The following is a 17,272-nucleotide window of genomic DNA, read 5'->3' as shown; positions in this document are numbered from 1 at the left end:
TGGAAGGAGGCCTCGGTTTACAGCTTGATCCGCTGCAGCCGCAGCGCATTGGCGACAACGGATACGGAGCTGAGCGCCATCGCCGCCCCGGCTACCCACGGGGCCAGCAGGCCCAGCGCCGCAATCGGAATGCCGATCGCGTTATAGCCGAGCGCCCAGAATAAATTCTGGCGGATGTTGCGCATCGTCTTGCGGCTGACGGAGATCGCCGCCAGAATATGATTCAGATCGCCGTGCATCAGCGTAACGTCCGCGGCTTCAATCGCCACATCCGTGCCCGTCCCGATCGCCATGCCGATGTCTGCGACGGCCAAAGCCGGCGCATCGTTGATGCCGTCGCCGACCATGGCGACTTTCCGGCCTTCCTGCTGCAGCCGGCGGATGATCTCCGCTTTGCCTTCAGGCAGCACTTCGGCATATACCCGGTCAATGCCGGCGCCGGTCGCAATCGCTTTGGCCGTCCGTTCATTATCGCCCGTTACCATGATCGTTTGAATGCCAAGCGCCTTTAATCCGGCTACCGCCTGGGCCGAGGTGGCCTTGATTGTGTCCGCTACGGCGACCAAGCCGGCAAATTTGCCGTCAGCCGCCACAAGCATGACCGTTTTTCCGGCATGCTCCAGCTCGGTCATCCGGCGTTCGGCGGCTTCCGTGATCTCGACCTGCCGTTTAGCCATCAGCCTGCGGGTTCCCACCGCCAGCTTCACATTCAGGACGGACGCCTCGATGCCGTAACCCGGCAAGGCCTCGAACGTTTCCGTCTGACCCATAACGATACCTTTCTCCGAGGCTCCCGATACGATGGCTTCGGCCAGAGGGTGCTCCGAATTTTTTTCGGCCGCTGCCACCCATTGAAGAAATTGCTGCTCGGTATACCCCTCTTCGGGTTCCACATCGGTTAAAGCGGGTTTCCCTTGGGTTACGGTGCCTGTTTTATCCAGCACTACCGTATCGATGCTTTGCGTCGATTCCAGGTATTCGCCGCCTTTAAACAGCACTCCGAATTCGGCCGCACGGCCCGATCCGGCCATAATGGAGGTCGGCGTAGCCAGCCCCAGCGCACAAGGGCATGCGATCACGAGAACAGCGATGCCGATTTCAAGCGCGTGGGCAAAACTGCCGGGCGAAACAAAGAAATACCAGACCAAGAAGGCGATGATCGCAATCGCGACGACAATCGGCACAAAAATGCCGGAAATGACGTCCGCAATCCGCTGAATCGGCGCTTTCGAGCCTTGCGCCTCCTCCACGATCCGGATAATTTGCGAAAGGGCCGTTTCCTGCCCGACTTTCGACGCCCGGATTCTCATCGATCCGTTTTTGTTCACCGTGGCCCCGATCACGGGGTCGCCTGGACGTTTTTCAACAGGGAGGCTTTCCCCCGTCAGCATCGATTCATCTACGGCCGAGGTTCCCTCCACCACTTCACCGTCCACAGGAATTTTATCGCCGGGACGGACTATCACCAGATCGCCTTTAATCACCTGCTCAGCCGGAATGCTGATCTCTTCGCCGTCCCGGATGACCAGCGCCGTTTTGGCCCGCAGTCCCATCAGCGTTTTGATCGCCTCCGAGGAACGTCCTTTCGCCAGCGCCTCCATCAGCTTGCCCAGAATGACCAGCGTGATCAGCACGGCACTCGTTTCAAAATACAGGGAGGGGGTATGATGCATGCCGTCGCTTGCCTCTGCGGCCCAGTCCAGTGTCAGATACAGACTGTAGAAATAAGCCGCCGAAGTTCCGAGTGCCACCAGCACATCCATATTGGCACTGCCGTTGCGCAGCGCTTTATAAGCCCCTTTGTAGAACTGACCCCCGATATAAAACTGGACCGGCGTCGCAAACGCCAGCTGCACCCACGGATTCATCAAAATGTCCGGCATCCAGATCCAGGACAGGAACGAAAAATGGCTGACCATGCCCCACAGCAGCGGCAGGGACAAAATAATCGAAATCCATAACTTTCGTTTCTGTTTCGCAAGGGCCAGCTCCCGGTGCTCCGCCTGTTTGCCATGATCCTGTTTGGGCACCGCCTGATAGCCCAGCTTCTCTACCCGCTGCTGGATATCGGCTACCGAAACCTCCGCAGGATTAAATTCCACGCGTGCCGTCTCCAGCGCATAATTGACGTTCGAGCTGGTGACGCCGGGCAGCTTGGCGATCGTTTTCTCGATCCGGTTGGCGCAGGCCGCGCAGTACATGCCGATCAGCTGCAGGTCAGCCGTTTCCTTGACGGTGCCGTAGCCCAGCTTTTCAATCTTCTCCTCCAGCTTCGGTACGTTTATCTCAGCGGGATTGTACGTGACGCTTGCCCGCTCCATCGCAAAATTGACGCTCGCTTCCTTCACGCCCTCCAGCTTCCCGAGACCTTTCTCAATCCGGGCTGCGCAAGCCGCGCAGGTCATTCCCGTAATCTGCAGGGTGGCCTTTCTGAAATCCGCCGGTTCTATAGATCCATGGGGAGTCGCTTCTGCTTCCATGATCAGGACCTTCCTTTCCTCTTCCTCTCGATCTCAATATACCCCCCCACCGTATTTTTGTCAAACGTTTAAGACCTTTTATTTTCCAGCTTTCGGCTGAATTAGAACATGCTCCACTCAAACTCGTTTGATAACCGTTCGATCAGATGTACGCCGGCGATGCTGTTTCCCTTGGCATTCAAAGAAGGTCCCACAACCCCGATGCCCAGCCGTCCGGGAACAAAGGTCAAGATGCCGCCGGACACGCCGCTTTTCGCCGGCATGCCGGCACAAATGGCAAATTCCCCTGACCCGTTATACATGCCGCAGGTAATCATAAAGGTTTTGGCGATCTGCACATACCGCCTTGGAATCAGCTGCTCTCCCGTTAAAGGATTTTTGCCGTTATATGCCATAACAAGCGCCATCCGCGCCAAATCGGCGGTCCTCGCCTGAATCGAGCAGTGGCGGAAATAAACGTCCAGCACTTCCTCCACTTTTCCTTCAAGTATGCCTTTATCCAGCAAGAAATAAGCCATGGAACGGTTCAAATGCCCCGTCTCCCGTTCCGAACGATACACGCCGAGATCATAATCCAGCCGCTCGTTTCCGGCAAGCCTGCGGAAGAAATCCAGAATCCGGGCGGATTTGTGCTCCGGCGAATCCCCTTTGACAAGCGATGAAATCACGATGGCGCCGGCGTTGATCAGCGGATTAAAAGGAATGGCGGGCTGCACGAGTTCCAGCTTCATCATCGAATTAAAATTATCACCGGTAGGCTCTTTGCCCACCTTGGCAAAAACTCCCGCTTCGCCATGGTCCATTAAAGCCAGAATCAGCGTAAAAACCTTTGAAATACTCTGCAGGGTAAAAGAAAAGGCCGTATCGCCCGCCTCGGATGACCGCCCTTCTCCGTTTAAAACCGTAATTCCAAGCAAATCCCACTGGGCTTTGGAAAGCTCGGGAATGTAGGTGGCCACCCTCCCGTGCGCGCTCTCCGGCCGGCTGTTCTCCACCCAGCCCGGAAGCAGGCTGTCCAGCTTGTCCATTTCATTTTCATTCATGACATTCATAGGATAAGCCCCCCGCTAAACTTAAGTTCATAAACAAGCTTGCCCTGGTGAAAAATCGTCTCCGTTCCGTCAAAACGTTCCCATTCCCCATTAAACAGGCAATTGTAGTTATAATCGCCCTCCACGAACTGGCCGGGGCCGCGAAAAGGCGTATCCGTCTCTATGGCCTGGAGGGCCATTCCAAGAAAGTCGAAAACCTCGCTGGAATCCGGGTCCCCCTGGCCACTGGCCTTTATCCCTCCCGCATAAACCATGGACCAAACCGGCTCCCGCCGATATTCGGCTACCTCTTGTCCTGCAAAACAGGACTTGCCAAAATGCACGTCACGATAGAGGAAATCGCCTTCCCGGTATTCCGATTGTTTGGAGCCGTTTAAGACCGGATGGACAGAAGCGGAGTCCTCTGCCGCTGCATATGCCGATTTTTTGGCTTGAACCAAAAAGGCTTTAAACCGATCTCTATCTAATGCATGATGATTGGCCATATCCCTTCACTCCTGTTGTTTTCGCCTTTGACCCGATCCTTCATAACGCCTTCTCGATCTGCGATCCCGATTTCTTTAAGCATTGCCGCATATCTTGCCTCTCCTGTTACTAAACATAAAGCTATAGCCCCGATGGTTTGATCAGGGCTACTGGCAAATGCGAAACGATTCTTATTCAACTTTTTAGATACGTGGATGGAAAATCAGGATTGCTTCAGTATCCGCGACATCGCGTTAATCATTCCGACATGGGAATTTTCATGAGCTACATTCAGCTCAAGCAAATCCCGGAAGGTTTTCGCTTTCGCAAAATTTTGCTGGTGAGCCAAATCCTCGTTTAACCGTCCTTCAAAATCTGCACGGATCCTGTCCAGCTGGCTTTGCATCATGCCCAAAATTTCTTCCCAAGCCGGAGGCTCTCCGTTCCAATCCGCTGGTTTCGTTCCGGAGCTGAAAAACTGCGTATAAGGGGCAGGAAGATTGGAAGGCTCCCCTCTTAGACTATAGGCCAAACGTTCGGCCATGGTCACGATATGGCCGATTTGCCAATGCAGATTATTGTTAAAGCCCTCTGGCACCAAGGCGCGCTGCGCTTCGGGCATATTTTCCAGCAGTTTGACGATGTTTTCGCGGGCCGTGCCCATCAGGTTGAAAATAAACATATCCGACATATAAAATCCATAACCTCCAACTCTTAATTTATCCGGTTTAATGTAAAGTTTGCCCGAATAACTCCGATTTTTTCTTTCCGGGCATTTGTAACCGGCGTATGTACATGCAACTCGAGCTCTTTGTAGGTTTCGGCATTCCCGATGCCCAGCTGTTTCGGCACTTCGGGCGCCGCAACGCCGGCTGCACGGGCCGTGCCGTCCTCTGTCTTGACTGCGATGCCAATTCCCAAATCCGTAATGCCTAAACATTGTACACCTTCGGCGCCTGTCTTGGAAATGACGCGGCCCTTAAAAGCCCGCATGACGTCCGTGTCGAATCGTTTTTTACCAGCGACCATTTCCGGATGCTCCATCATTGCTTTACCAATTGTAAGCAGCGCTTCGGCTCTTTCTAGGCAGCATGAATCTCGTGCGAGCTCTCGAGAAAATTTCCTCTGTATACTTCAATGACGGATGTCATCCTTAGTTCTCCTCACTCTTTCTATTTTTTATAAGCTTAATGAAAAATCAATCTTTGGCAAGCTCATAAATGGCACAGGCATAAATGGCGGCAGCCTGCAGCAAATCTTCGACTTCCATATACTCGTCCTTCTGATGGGCTGTCATCGCTTTGCCCGGAAAACATGCGCCGAAGGCTACCCCGCGTTCCATAAACCGGGCATAAGTAGCCCCGCCGGTGGATAGCAGCCGCGGCTCCTGCCCCGTCAAGCGGGAATAAACCTCCTGCAAAATCCGGATTTCCGGATCGCTGCCGTTTACAAAATGAGGCGGCGTTTGGGAATCCAACGAAAGAATCAGCCCCCGCGCTTCCGCTTCGTCCTGCAGCAGCTTGAGCGTTTGTTCATAAGAGAGGGAAACCGGGCAGCGGATATTAAGTCCAATTTGTCCCCCGTCTTGTTCATCATAGGCCAGGATCCCGGGATTCACCGTAAGCGGTCCGGTTACCTCGTCTTCAAAAACCAAATCGAAGATTTTTCCGTAGTAATCATCATGCAGGCTTGCCGCTAAGGTAATGAATTGGCGCTCCTGCCGGGCCGCTTGAAGGCGTGCCTGCTCCAATTCCGGAACAGCCTCCGCTCTGTCACGGTTCTGAACCAGTTCAAGAATAAACTTGGCCAAAGCGGTTCCCGCATTCCTGCCTTTTTCCGGTTCCATGGCATGGGCTGAGCGGCCTTCAAGCCTCAAGGTAATCCGTCCGCCGTCTGCATCTGCATGCCCATTAAGCCCATTTTCCCTGCAATAGGAATAAAACTCGTCTAACAGGTTATCGATGTAAAGCAGGTTTGCCGTCTTCAGGACCGCCGTTGCCGTTTCCGGCACCATATTGATTCGGGTTCCTGCCTGGAACGAAATCAATCCGAACGGATCAAACGATTCCCCTTCGCTTCTGCCGCTGCCGCTCGTCCTTAACGTTGCATTGATCTGTCCTTTCTCCGCATGAATAATCGGAAAATCGGCATCCGGCGCGAAGCCGAACCGCGGCATGTCCTCCACCTCTCTGTAATGCGTCATGCACCTCATGCCGCTTTCCTCGTCAGCCCCAATGATCAGCTTGATCTTTTTACGCAGAGGCAGTCCAAGCTCCTTGACGATCCGCAAGCCGTATAAAGCCGCAAGGGTGGGCCCTTTGTCGTCAATCGCCCCCCGGGCATAAATCCGCCCTTCGCGGATAACGGGCTCAAAGGGAGGGGTAGTCCATCCTTCCCCCGGAGGCACGACATCGATATGGCAGAGGATACCAATCGTCTCCGTATCCTTCTCCGCTTCCGGATCTCCGCCGTAAATGGCATGACCGGCATAACCGTCCACATTTTTGACTTCACATCCAAGGCGTCCGGCCAGCTCCAACGTATACTCCAGCGCCTCTCCCACTGCTTGTCCAAAAGGCCGCTCTGGCGAACGGTCCTCCAAGTTTTTGACACTTGGGATTTGGAGCAGGCCAAATAAATCCTGAAGCAGCTGTTCTTTCCGCCGGAACGCCTCTTCTGTCCAATTAATCTCCATGCCGCACCTCTTTGTTCACGAATTTTATAACCGTAATCCTCAAGCCTCTCCCGGAACCAGAAACAACAGACAAGCCGCGATCAACGGCTCTTTTCGAGCTTAAGCCAATCCTCCTTCAGCATCCCGTAAACGACAAGATCCACATAATGATCATACAGCCACTCCGCCTGCCGGACGATCCCTTCCTGCACAAACTGCAAACGCTCCGGGATAGATCTGCTTTTTGCATTTTCAACCGCGGCACGGATTTCCACCCGGTTCAAATCCAGTTCATGAAAAGCATAGCGGATCAGTCCCCGGCAGGCGGCCGTCATCACGCCCCGGCCATGAAACTCTTCGCCAAGCCAATACCCGATGGAGGTTTGCCGGTTGCCGTGATCGATCGTGTTCAGGCTGATGCAGCCCGCCAGTTCACCGTCAACAAATATGCCCAGGTAAAGTCCCTTCTCTTCCGCAAATCTTAGCCGGTTGAATGAAATAAAACTTTCGCTGTCCGCCTCGCTTGTTGTGTCATCCACCCAAGGCAGCCAATTTCTTAATTGCGCCCGGTTGCGGTCAGTTAAGGCAAAAAGCGGTCCGGCATGCCTTTTTCCAAGCAGTTTCAGTTCCACATGGTCATTCACTTGATAAGTAAACATATGTACCTCCTTGGTTAGTCTTCTTTTATAGAAAGGCCGTTTCATCAAAGCATTCAAACCACCATTCTTTATCCAGCAAACGACCTGTATTTACCGGCACGACGATATACCCGCCCGGAAACGCCCTGACCGATTCTCCCCAGTAAACCAAATCAAGATAATACCGGATTCCTGTTATGAATTTTCGGGATTGCTCCTCGTAGCTCCGCAGATAGCTATGTACGTCGGGAGCCCCTTCCCAATAGCTGAGCGCATAATGACCGCCTCCCGGCATAAACCACCAGTCTTTAAAATCCGGCCATACGGATTGAAGCAGACCCCTCAGTTCAGGGTCCCCGATCTTATTAAAATCAGGCAGTTTAAGCACTGGCCGCATAGGGCCGCCCTTTTGATGTAACGCCGCCTTTTGTTTTAGCATCTCTTCATAGAAGAAGTGGAATTCCTTTTTCAACCGATAGTCGGGAGAATGACGGACGTCAGGCCAAGGTTTGGCCGCTCCTGCTTTGTCCAGGGCAAAAAAACCGCAGCAGCAGCCCGCATACGCCATAAAATTCAGCTCATAATCCGTGCTGAACGTAACGCTCCAGTCAGTGGATTTCAAGTTAAAATTCATTTCCCCTCCTGTTTGCCTCCCGGGTTCAAATCCAGCCCCAGCCTGATCATATCCCGGCACCAAATTCCGTTTTCATAAATCGTTTCTTTATAATTCCTCACAAAAAAATCCCGCTCCACGCCAATGATTCGGAATCCGCATTTCTGATAAAGCGCCAGCTGATTCAAGCTGGAATTGCCCGTACCGATCTCCATCCGCACGCAGCCTTGTTCGCCGGCCTTCTGACAGGCATACGCAATCAGCGCTTTAGCTATTCCTTTCCCTTGAAAAAGTTCCCTTACGGCCAGATTCATAATTTCGGACGTATCCGGTCCCCTCCGGACCAGAAGGATTTCCCCCGCCAGCTCGCCGTCCACAAAAGCCAGATAACATTCTCCTATCCGGAGATACTCATCGACCAGGCGGCGCGAAGGATCGGCGGAAAGAAGCAAATCGTAAGGGGGCGGCTCGTGTGGTTGTTTTATGCGAATAGAAACTCCCATATGCAGCATTCCTCTTTCCTTAGAAGCGTACGGAATTTTCATGGTTGATCCCCTTTCGTTCTGCTCAATCAAGCCCTTTTTAGTTATGTAGCCTTTAAATGTTCGCTTTGATCGAATGAGGCGGCGATTAGTCCAGCAGTTCCTTCAGATACATTTTTCGATTTTCCAAAAAACGTCGGGTCACCTGGTAATGCTCCGTGTCTTCGTAGAGGATCGGTTCGATTTTTCTTCCAAACGCATAAATATCCGCCTCCGGGTATCCCAGAAGGATGGGAGAATGGGTGGCGATAATCAGTTGGGCGCTCTTCTGCAGCTCATGAATCATACTTAAAAAAGCCAGCTGCCGGTTCGGGGATAAAGCCGCTTCCGGTTCGTCCAGCAGATATATGCCCCGGCGACCGAACCGGTTTCTGAAAAGCGCAAAAAACGACTCGCCATGCGAATGTTCATGCAGGGATCTCCCTCCGTAGGCTTCATAAACATCCGGATCTTCCTTGGCAATCTCATCAATATGATTGGCAAACTGATAAAAAGATTCCGCCCGCAGGAAAAATCCCGACGTTACCTTGGGCAGCCACGATAGACGGATATAATCGCCGAGCCTGGCCTCGGACGCTGCCAGATCATAACTATTGTTCCTGCCTCCGCCTGCCGTATGAAACCCGCATTGATAAGCTATGGCTTCAAGCAACGTGGATTTGCCCGACCCGTTTTCTCCGACGAAAAAGGTAATCTTTTTCCGGAAAGATAAGGTTTCCAGGCTGCTGATAGACGGGATGTTAAACGGATATTGTCCGGGGGCTGTAATTTTGTCATTCAGCTTCGTCAATTCATGAAGGTACATGTGGATATAACCTTTCTGCTTAATGTAATAACTTTCTGCTTCAATTCGCGAATATCCTGGATCAGCATTAAGCCAGCTTCCTTCCCGTGACGAGCACCCTGGCGTCAAAAACCTGCTCGTAAAACCGGATGGAGCGCGCCAGATCCGAAACCCTCTCCGTATAATAAAAGACCTCTGAAATTTCTAACCCTAATTCAGCTTCCGAACCGGCTGGCCCTCTAAATAGGAACGGATATCCTCAACCGCATCGCCGTAAAAAGTCTGGTAGTTCCTTTGCGTCACGTAACCCAGATGCGGGGCCAGCAGCACATTTGGCAGCCTGCGCAGCTCATCGCTGAAGGGCAGCGGCTCTTGCTCATAAACATCAAGACCTGCACCCGCTATGGTTCCCTCTTTAAGAGCTTGTATAAGGGCGGCCTGAACAACGATCGGTGCCCGCGAGGTATTGATCAGATAAGCGGAGGCATTCATCTGGGCAAGCTCGGCCGCGCCTATCAATCCTTTGGTTCTGTCGCTAAGCACCAGATGGATGGAAACGAAATCGCTCGAACGCAGCAGTTCTTCCTTGGAAGCCGCCAATCGAGCCCCTGACGCTTCCGCTTGTTCTGCCGTAAGGTTTTGGCTCCAAGCCACAACATTCATATCAAACGCCTTAGCGATCCGGGCCATGCGACTGCCTGTTCTTCCGAGCCCTAAAAGTCCCAGCGTGCTGCCATTCAAATCTGTCCCTATCGTTTGCTGCCAAGGACCGTTGGTTTGCATCGCCTGATGCTCCCGGGCAAGGTTCCGGGCAAGGCCTAAAATCAGGGCCCAGGCCAATTCCACCGGCGGCTCCGAATGACCTCCCGTTCCGCACACAACAACGTCCCGGTCAGCTGCAGCAGTCATGTCCACGGAAGCATTCCGCATCCCCGTCGTGATCAGTAACTTCAGTTTCGGCAGACGTGCCAGCAAGGATGCCCGAAAAGGAGTGCGCTCTCTCATAAGGATAATAATCTCAAACTCCCGCAGAGTTTGGGCGATTTCATCTTCTTCAGCCATATGCTCCTTAAAAACCGTAACTTCCACCCGCCCGGCAAGCGCCGACCAATCGGCCATTTGCAGGGCAACCTCCTGATAATCGTCCAAAATTGCACATTTGAGTTTGCTGCTCACCGTAAAACCCCTCCTTTTAAGCCATCAATTATATCGCGTTTATATCGTTAAATAATAATGCAAATATTCTTCATCCCTTTTGTATCCCAAACTTTCGTAAAGACGTTGAGCCTTGAGCCTATACAGACATTGAGAATCCAGATGGCAGAACTTATCCCGTAAAAATACCCTCGCCCCCTCGGGGTCGGACGGCTGATCGTAAAACACGCGGTATTGATTGAACAGCAAAACCCATTCATCGAGGTCTTCGATGACAGTCTGACTGATGGAGAAAACTTCCGGCCGCGTGCTCATCGCTAATCCCCTTCTTTTTCCAATAATTTCCATGCTGTTTCCTTAAAGTTTCTTTGCAGCTTCCGAGCTGTTCCCTTCTTGTATTCTCCATGAATGGGACGGCTCCTTCTCTGGGCGCAGGATCGGCATCCCATAAAGAAGAAAAACCGGCCTCCTTCCGGGGACCAGTCCTCTATTTGTTCTATGTTTCTGAAATTAGTTATTGGCGGCCTGACTTTGCTTCACGATTTGCTCCAAGCCTTGCTCAATTGGTGTCACTGGACGGCCAAGCAGTTTTTCGAAATCGCCGCTTTCGATATCCAATTCTCCGTCGCGGATGCCTTTTTGGATCGCAAGCAGGAAAGGAATAACCGGTTCAGGGACGCCGGCACCTTTCATGATGTCCGCATAGGTAGCCTCGTCCACGTTTTGTACCGAAATTTCCTTGCCAAGCACACGGCCTAGCACCAAAACCAGTTCTTCTTGGGTCAGCGGTTTGCCGGAAAGCTCGTAGATGGTATTTTCGTGACCTTCGCCGGCCAGCACAGCAGCTGCCGCTTCGGCGTAGTCCAGCTGCAGCGCCCAGCCTACTTTGCCATTGCCCGCCGAAGTCACCCAAGGTGCCCCCGCCAATACGCCTTGAATGCTGGAAGTTTCATTTTCCAAATACCAGTTGTTCCGCAGAAAAGAATAAGGAATACCGGTTTTAAGGATAACTTCCTCGGTAACGCGGTGTACCGGAGCGAGGAACAATTGGCTTTCGCTTGCTTTTCCAAGGCTGGTGTACGCGATAAAACCTACTTTTGCCCGTGCTGCCGCTTCCACTGCGTTTGTATGCTGGCGAATCCGCGTATCCGTGTCTCCGTCGGCGGAAATGATCAACAAGCGGTCGATTCCTGCAAAAGCCCGATCCAGCGTTTCCGGCTGGTCGAAATCGCCATGGCGTACCTCCACTCCCCGGACGCGGAAGTTTTCCGCTTTCTCGGGATTACGTACGCTTACCGTCAGCTGCTCTGCAGGTACGGTTTTTAACAAAACCTCCACTATTTTGGTACCCAGTTTACCCGTAGCTCCTGTAACCAACAACTTCATTTGAAATTCCTCCCCAATAATTGATGTAAGTATTTTTGTTATAACAACAATAGTTACAACTCATCTATGAAAAAACGTCTTTCGACGTTGTTCCAGAACCTTGTCCGCCGCAGCGGCCTTTTCATTTTCTCATATAAATTTAGCCCTTAAGTCTTCGAGCGTGGTCTGGGCCAGCCTTTGCTCCATAGCCTTTTGGGCCTCCAAAAATTCGCTTTGAAGGACCGACTCGATATTCCGGCCTACGGAACATTGAATATTGGAGTTCTCGTGAACCCGAAACAGCTGGTCTTCTTCCGCCGCATTAACGGCCCGGTAAACATCCAGCAGCGTGATCTGCTCAGGACTCTTCAGGAGAGTAGCCCCTCCGACGCCCGGACGCACCTCGACCAAACCGGCCTTCTTCAGCATGCCCATAATTCGCCGGATCACAACCGGGTTGGTGTTTACGCTTGCTGCAATAAAATCGCCCGTACATTCATGGGGATTTTGGGCAATCAGCGAAAGCGTATGGACAGCTATGGAAAACCTCGTGCTTATTTGCTTCATGTGCAACACCACCGTTGTAACCATTTTAGTTACTTCGGAATGCAGTGTCAAGATTATTTTCAGCATCAGCTTTTTCGCGAGGTGTAAGATCATCACAATAAAAAAAAGGACTGCTCCAAAATAACCACAAATTCCGGAGCAGCCAATCTATATTTTGTAGGGGGTATGTATTTATATCTTAGCCCGGCTGGCTTAAAATCGGCTTAAGCCGTCCTTAACTTTTTATAAAAAAACCTAAAAATTTGCTGACCTGTGACCTATGATTTGACGTTTGCAGACTCCTAACGTTTGCAGACCATCAAAAGATTCCCGTCCGGGTCCCTGAAGTTGAACCAATGGTTGTGTTCAATGCCCGTGGCCAAATCGACGTTTTTGTCCTTCATATATTCGTAGGCTTCCTCAATATTTTGGGTATTAAAATGAAAAGCCGGGATTTTGTAAATCCGATCTTCGGCGTACATTTTACTATCCAGAACGATGTTTGTTCCTCTCATCGGCAGGACATAAAGATGTCCGAACTGGATCTCCCCTTCAGCCGGGATGTCCAAAATACCGCAATACCAGTCCCGAGCGGCTTCAATGCTGCTTACAGGTATAAACACCGTACCGATTTCTTTGAGAATAGGCGGCATGCCGAAAACCTCCATTTTTTAACAGGAATGTAAACAGGAAAATTCACCTCAAAATCATGCCTCTCCTACATTTACGTTGATATTGATGTAATGCTCCACTTCAGGGGAGGGGTCATAAAAATGATGCAGCAGCGCTTTCCATTCCTGGTATTCTTCAGATTGCCTGAACCCGATGGTGTGGTGCTTAAGCGACTCCCATCTCACCAGCAAAATATATTTATTCTCCGTTTCAATACACTTCTGAAGCTCGTGGCTGATATACCCCTTCATGCCTGAAATAATCTTGGAGGCTTTTCTGAAACTGCTCTCAAAATCGTTAATCGTTCCGGGTTTAACTTGCAAAATAGCCACTTCCAGCACCTGCATCCTGTATCACCTCTGCTTCATTTTCCTTACTGGCACTTTTCCCATTATATGCCCTGCTTGCCAAGCAGATTCACCCGTTATGACCTTTGTACCGTCCAAGTGACGACATTGCTTTCCAGCTTTATTGTTCGGCCATCTCTTTCGATTTCCACGACATAAGGTTTGACTGTCTTTTTCAATACTTTCCACCCCTCATAAAGCCCTTCCAGAGCCTGGAGCAAAAAATTGGTGTCAAACTTAAGCTCATACATCGGTTCAAGACTCTCTCCCGTATCCTTAACGGTTTCTTTAACCGCTGTACTCATGATAATGACATTTATACCGCCAGGTTTCGTGCCGGATATCATTTTACCTATCCCGTTATAAAAACTAGCTTCGGAATCCAAGTGTTCGAGGGCGGAAACGGAAATAATCAGATCAAAATACCGCTCCGCAATAGAAAATGCCGAAATTTCCGACAGCACCGGACGAATCTTATCCGTCACACCAAACTGCCGACTGTAACCATCCAATTTGGAAATGGCCGATTCCAGCAAATCAACGCATACGACCTCTCCCGATTTATGCTTCATGCTTTCAGCTATGGGAATGCTGTTCCTTCCCACTCCGCAGCCTAAATCAAGTACCCGCAAATCGTCCTTGTCAGCGAAATGGACCAACAGCTCCATGATTGACCGCACCGGTTTGTGCAACCAGGAACCGGGCTGAAAAAGCTCAAAGCGTTCATAAGCATCATCGTGATATTCTTTTTCCTTTTGCCTAATGAGCTGCAGACGGTTCATGGTTCACCTCAAAACAATTCTTTTATTTCTGACCTCATCCCGCACGCTTCCTTTATGGCCGTAATAGCCAGCTCATGGTCCTTGATCAAGTAAGGCATCTCAGCCGGCTCCACCCAAATTCGGGTTTCCGACTCATGTTCTCTTGCAAAAGGCAATCGTTCCGTAACGTCCATCCGGTAAAAAAGCTGGTACCCCACCCTTGGATATCTGCCGTTAGGGTCGAATAGAGGATTTTCTTCATGACTGACCTCGATCATGCCGAGATACTGAATTGCTCCTCTGACATATCCTTCTTCGTACGCCTCGCGGTGAAACGCTTCTTCGGGTGTCTCTCCTATTTCCACATGGCCTCCAGGAAAATCAAACCCTCTTTCTTTGAGCTGTACCAGCAGCACCTTGTCGTCTTCAAAACAAAATCCGTGAACACTGGTCACTTTGCTTAAATCTTCGGGGTAAACCTTTGAGAACCAGGTAAGCTTCACGGAATGACCTCCCCAGTTTACAAAGGAGGAGGGTTGGGTGGATTTGTCCATGGTCGTCCCCTCTTTTCCTATAGATCTGAAATCTTTATTTCACTAATCGATTTTACGATCAGGTCAGCCGAAGACAAATCCTGATCCCCCGAATTCGGGTTTACGAAGCCGATGCAGCTCATGCCCGCTTTTTTGGCCGCGGCGATCCCGTGCCTTGAATCTTCAAGCACCCAGCAATCGTGGGGACTCACCTTTAATAAACGTGAGGTTTCAAGATAGATATCCGGCGCGGGTTTCCCCTGCGGCACTTCCTCCCCGCTAATGATGGACGTAAATTCATCGTATAGCCGGAACTTTTTCAGAACCCGTTCAATAAAAATCCTTGGAGACGAGGAGGCAAGCCCAATGGGGATCCCCGCCCTTCGCAGGCCGCAAATCAGCTCCCGGATGCCGTCCATAGGTTCGATGTCTATTTCGTCCAGATGGGACAGCTTTCTCTTCAATTGATATTCAATGATTTCCTCGACCGATGGAATCAGTCCTTGCTCCTGCCGGATGATTTTCCACATTTCAGGATTGGTCATTCCCACGTAAGGCTCCAGCTTTTCTTTAGTAAACGGAACCCCAAAATAATCAAGCGTGACCAAATCTATCTCAAAATGGATAGGTTCGCTGTCGATAATCACGCCATCCATATCAAAAATAAAAGCTTTCATCCTAAGGTCTCCTTGTCGGTTTTCTTATCTGTGACATTCTGAGAAGTATTGTACCGCTCTTTCACTACAAATCCCAGAGCGTTAACCAAAGAATCGGATACCAACAATTCATACGGATTGCCATGAATATAACCTACAACCTCCTGGTTGAGCTCATAAACAAAGATCACATCCTGAGTTTTTCGGGTGATGATTTCAATCCTTTCTTTAACTTTCTCCGCGGGAAAAAGCGCCAGCTTGGGGTTGAAATCCTGATTCAGCCAATAGATATCCGGATAATCGGATACACGGATTTCCCTAAGGATAGGGTCCATGACTTTAGTCCCCTTTCTTTAAAGGATTCATATGCCCCTTTGACTTCCCCTTACCGGGCGTCATTTTGTAATGCTCATCAATAAAGAAACGTTAAGTTAAGACGGATACCAATAAGAAAAAACTAGAATAGAGATCCCGTATTTTCTCAAAAAGCCACACCTTTCATTCAGTTGATCATCCAGTAAAAGCCCTACCCGTTTAGCTCACTTTACTTGAATTGAAAACGTTCTGCATCCTTCCGGAATCTTCATATGAACCGAATCATTGTGCCAATAAAATAAGCCGCCGGGATCAGCAGCACTTGCGACAGCATCGTGCCCAGCAGTCTGGAAACCATCAGCATGACGTAAATTCTGCCGATCTTCTCTTTGTACCGCTCATCGTGACAAGCTTTATCGGTAATCAAACCGATCTGCGGATCGATAAAGATGGTAAGCAGGATGGTTGCAATGCCATTAATCAATCCGGAAGACTGGGATGCCGAAGTGCTTAACTCGGGCACCAAATGAGCTGCATATAACGAGGACAAAACACCCACGGAATAAATGCCGGTGACCAGCACGTTTAATAAAATAAATCTTTTGGGGATCCCCAAATACCGAAAATTTGAAATACGAAAAGAGGGTTTTCTGACGTAATGTTTTACGTTTCTTAATTGTCCCAACGTGACGCTTGATATCATTTTGGGCAGCGAACCGGCAATTTCAAATCTCGTAATCACCCTTCCCCAAATCGGCACAAACGTCGGGAAAAGCATTATAGCCAGCAGGGTTCCAAGGGAAGAGGCCACAAGGATAATCCGGAGATCACCCAGCACGTTATAAGAAGGATGTATCTTCGCGTAATCAATAAATTTAGCCGTCAAAGGAGCCTGAATCAGATTGGCCGTTCTCGAAACCAAAACAAGGATCCCCGTTAAAGAAAGCGCGACCGCCAGTTTATTTACCCGAATTCCCGCCAGACGCAACGAATAAGACAAGGTTTCAAACATATGAATGATCATGGTTAAAATGAAGATAACAATTAAATTTTGTGTCATAGGAAAATTCTCCAGTGAAAGATTCATTTTAGGGTCTACTCTAGTTCACTATTCACCCTCGGTTTATCCGGTTCACCGGCTCTACAGCCTGTTTCCTGGCTCCATTTGCTGGCTCTGCGCTAACGGTTGTCATCGTGCTTCCCCCTTTACCTAAGAGAATCAGGCCCGTTGGCAGCCGTTAAATTTTGTAGCCCTATTTGAACCCCATTAGCGCCGCTCACAACTCTTAGATTTTTTCCGCTTTTACGTACCCGCAGTGCTTCCGAATCAAACGCCGAATTTGATTTTGTAGGCTCATCTATCGGCTCTATTCTTTGAAGCGTCCTCATTTAAATATAGCTCTAACTTTTTTTCGATATCCTCATTGCTCATTTCAAATTCATTTTGTTCTCTGATCCCCAACTTTTCTTTGATAAGAAGCAGGTCCGTCTGAATTTCCTTGTTCCTTTGGTAATTGGATAATACTAGTCCAAAAATCACAGCGAGAAGAACCGCTCCACTATACGGCCCGATGATGAAGGAAAGCGCAACGGTTAAAATTATTGCAACTCCGGTTCCATACAAAACGATCATGAAAGGTCATCTCTTTCTCTTCGAATTAATTCGTCCCCACT

General features: G+C 50.1%; 22 protein-coding genes. All 22 read right to left on the bottom strand.

Annotated elements, in window-relative coordinates; translation table 11 throughout:
- Window positions 1–17 precede the first annotated feature (17 nt).
- The gene (locus AC3ZPD_RS01470; RefSeq protein WP_490982486.1) at window positions 18–2,480 is read right to left on the bottom strand and encodes a heavy metal translocating P-type ATPase; all 2,463 of its coding nucleotides are present in this window, start codon (window positions 2,478–2,480) and stop codon (window positions 18–20) included.
- A 101-nt stretch (window positions 2,481–2,581) separates the two neighbouring features.
- Window positions 2,582–3,523: a glutaminase A gene (gene glsA, locus AC3ZPD_RS01465; RefSeq protein ID WP_490982816.1), complete on the bottom strand. Its 942-nt coding sequence runs from the start codon at window positions 3,521–3,523 to the stop codon at window positions 2,582–2,584.
- Between the two features lie 5 nt (window positions 3,524–3,528).
- Window positions 3,529–4,017: a DUF5680 domain-containing protein gene (locus tag AC3ZPD_RS01460; protein ID WP_490982485.1), complete on the bottom strand. Its 489-nt coding sequence runs from the start codon at window positions 4,015–4,017 to the stop codon at window positions 3,529–3,531.
- A 203-nt stretch (window positions 4,018–4,220) separates the two neighbouring features.
- Window positions 4,221–4,688: a DinB family protein gene (locus AC3ZPD_RS01455; protein WP_490982484.1), complete on the bottom strand. Its 468-nt coding sequence runs from the start codon at window positions 4,686–4,688 to the stop codon at window positions 4,221–4,223.
- 23 nt (window positions 4,689–4,711) lie between these two features.
- Window positions 4,712–5,128: an asparaginase gene (locus AC3ZPD_RS01450; protein WP_490982815.1), complete on the bottom strand. Its 417-nt coding sequence runs from the start codon at window positions 5,126–5,128 to the stop codon at window positions 4,712–4,714.
- A 67-nt stretch (window positions 5,129–5,195) separates the two neighbouring features.
- A complete protein-coding gene (pepV, locus tag AC3ZPD_RS01445) occupies window positions 5,196–6,692 on the bottom strand; it encodes a dipeptidase PepV (protein WP_490982483.1) in 1,497 nt (498 codons plus the stop codon).
- 80 nt (window positions 6,693–6,772) lie between these two features.
- Complete coding sequence (locus tag AC3ZPD_RS01440) at window positions 6,773–7,330, bottom strand: GNAT family N-acetyltransferase (protein ID WP_490982482.1); 558 nt, start codon at window positions 7,328–7,330, stop codon at window positions 6,773–6,775.
- A gap of 25 nt (window positions 7,331–7,355) precedes the next feature.
- Window positions 7,356–7,943, bottom strand: a complete 588-nt coding sequence (locus AC3ZPD_RS01435) for a hypothetical protein (RefSeq protein ID WP_490982481.1) — start codon at window positions 7,941–7,943, stop codon at window positions 7,356–7,358.
- Window positions 7,940–8,467, bottom strand: coding sequence for a GNAT family N-acetyltransferase (locus AC3ZPD_RS01430; RefSeq protein ID WP_490982480.1), 528 nt, complete (start codon window positions 8,465–8,467; stop codon window positions 7,940–7,942). The genes AC3ZPD_RS01435 and AC3ZPD_RS01430 overlap by 4 nt, the downstream gene beginning before the upstream one ends.
- A gap of 85 nt (window positions 8,468–8,552) precedes the next feature.
- Complete coding sequence (locus AC3ZPD_RS01425; protein ID WP_490982479.1) at window positions 8,553–9,269, bottom strand: AAA family ATPase; 717 nt, start codon at window positions 9,267–9,269, stop codon at window positions 8,553–8,555.
- A 189-nt stretch (window positions 9,270–9,458) separates the two neighbouring features.
- Complete coding sequence (locus AC3ZPD_RS01420; protein WP_490982478.1) at window positions 9,459–10,424, bottom strand: D-2-hydroxyacid dehydrogenase family protein; 966 nt, start codon at window positions 10,422–10,424, stop codon at window positions 9,459–9,461.
- A gap of 39 nt (window positions 10,425–10,463) precedes the next feature.
- Window positions 10,464–10,718, bottom strand: a complete 255-nt coding sequence (locus tag AC3ZPD_RS01415) for a hypothetical protein (protein ID WP_490982477.1) — start codon at window positions 10,716–10,718, stop codon at window positions 10,464–10,466.
- Between the two features lie 195 nt (window positions 10,719–10,913).
- Complete coding sequence (locus AC3ZPD_RS01410) at window positions 10,914–11,789, bottom strand: SDR family oxidoreductase (RefSeq protein WP_490982476.1); 876 nt, start codon at window positions 11,787–11,789, stop codon at window positions 10,914–10,916.
- Window positions 11,790–11,918: 129 nt separating this feature from the next.
- Window positions 11,919–12,335 (bottom strand): Rrf2 family transcriptional regulator, encoded by a 417-nt coding sequence (locus tag AC3ZPD_RS01405; protein ID WP_490982475.1) that lies wholly within the window; start codon window positions 12,333–12,335, stop codon window positions 11,919–11,921.
- Window positions 12,336–12,616: 281 nt separating this feature from the next.
- Window positions 12,617–12,967, bottom strand: coding sequence for a VOC family protein (locus tag AC3ZPD_RS01400; protein ID WP_490982474.1), 351 nt, complete (start codon window positions 12,965–12,967; stop codon window positions 12,617–12,619).
- Window positions 12,968–13,021: 54 nt separating this feature from the next.
- A complete protein-coding gene (locus AC3ZPD_RS01395) occupies window positions 13,022–13,333 on the bottom strand; it encodes an antibiotic biosynthesis monooxygenase family protein (RefSeq protein ID WP_490982473.1) in 312 nt (103 codons plus the stop codon).
- Window positions 13,334–13,410: 77 nt separating this feature from the next.
- A complete protein-coding gene (locus AC3ZPD_RS01390) occupies window positions 13,411–14,115 on the bottom strand; it encodes a class I SAM-dependent methyltransferase (RefSeq protein WP_490982472.1) in 705 nt (234 codons plus the stop codon).
- Between the two features lie 8 nt (window positions 14,116–14,123).
- Window positions 14,124–14,597, bottom strand: a complete 474-nt coding sequence (locus tag AC3ZPD_RS01385; RefSeq protein ID WP_490982471.1) for an NUDIX hydrolase — start codon at window positions 14,595–14,597, stop codon at window positions 14,124–14,126.
- A 68-nt stretch (window positions 14,598–14,665) separates the two neighbouring features.
- The gene (locus AC3ZPD_RS01380) at window positions 14,666–15,304 is read right to left on the bottom strand and encodes an HAD family hydrolase (RefSeq protein WP_490982470.1); all 639 of its coding nucleotides are present in this window, start codon (window positions 15,302–15,304) and stop codon (window positions 14,666–14,668) included.
- Window positions 15,301–15,618 carry a hypothetical protein gene (locus AC3ZPD_RS01375; RefSeq protein WP_490982469.1) on the bottom strand — a complete coding sequence of 106 codons (318 nt, stop codon included), beginning with the start codon at window positions 15,616–15,618 and terminating at the stop codon, window positions 15,301–15,303. Before AC3ZPD_RS01375 ends, AC3ZPD_RS01380 begins: the two co-directional genes overlap by 4 nt.
- 248 nt (window positions 15,619–15,866) lie before the next feature.
- Window positions 15,867–16,658: a lipid II flippase Amj family protein gene (locus tag AC3ZPD_RS01370; RefSeq protein WP_490982468.1), complete on the bottom strand. Its 792-nt coding sequence runs from the start codon at window positions 16,656–16,658 to the stop codon at window positions 15,867–15,869.
- A gap of 294 nt (window positions 16,659–16,952) precedes the next feature.
- On the bottom strand, window positions 16,953–17,231 hold the full coding sequence (locus AC3ZPD_RS01365; RefSeq protein ID WP_490982467.1) for a hypothetical protein: 279 nt from the start codon (window positions 17,229–17,231) through the stop codon (window positions 16,953–16,955).
- Between the last annotated feature and the right edge of the window lie 41 nt (window positions 17,232–17,272).

It is taken from the genome of Paenibacillus mobilis, from assembly GCF_058267595.1.
The sequence above is the reverse complement of the archived record's forward strand: the minus strand, read 5'-3'. Positions and strand labels throughout refer to the sequence as shown.